Below are 421 nucleotides of genomic sequence, written 5' to 3'. Positions count from 1 at the left end.
AAATAATGGCATCAGGCGGCGGGACTCAAACCTGCAGCGGCCGGTTACGCCCGAGCAGCGCTTCTTTGTATCGCCACGCACTTGATTTCGGCCAGTAAGCCGGGATGTGCAAGCTCCGATACGCCGATCGCCGTCCAGGCACACTTTCCACGCGGAAAAACGCGGTTCTTCACCTCGCGGAAGACCGACATGTGTACGCTCATTTGTACGTGGTAAGTCGTCATCTCGACGACGTCCTCAAACGTACAGCCTGCCGCATCGAGAAGTGTCTTTAGATTCTCCCAGCACGCGAGGAACTGTGCTTCAGGGTCGTGGATGACTTCAAGCTCACGCGTACGCCCTACTTGCCCGGCGCAAAAGACAGTTGTTCCTACTCTGACGGCTGGCGCATAGCCTGCGCGTTCTACGATCTGCTCCATTC

General features: G+C 57.0%; 1 protein-coding gene. It reads right to left on the bottom strand.

Annotation, left to right across the window (positions count from 1 at the left end; genetic code table 11):
- Positions 1–44: 44 nt before the first annotated feature.
- Entirely contained in the window at positions 45–419 is a 375-nt protein-coding gene (locus tag GR197_RS31525; RefSeq protein WP_164016624.1) for a RidA family protein, read from the bottom strand.
- Positions 420–421 lie beyond the last annotated feature (2 nt).

The sequence above is a fragment of the Rhizobium phaseoli genome, assembly GCF_010668805.1.
Taxonomy (GTDB): domain Bacteria; phylum Pseudomonadota; class Alphaproteobacteria; order Rhizobiales; family Rhizobiaceae; genus Rhizobium; species Rhizobium phaseoli_A.
This window is presented reverse-complemented; position numbering and strand designations above follow the sequence as displayed.

What these genes read in the sequence shown, in the direction of transcription:
- GR197_RS31525 (WP_164016624.1), bottom strand. Translation starts at nt 419, where the DNA reads ATGGAGCAGATCGTAGAACGCGCAGGCTATGCGCCAGCCGTCAGAGTA.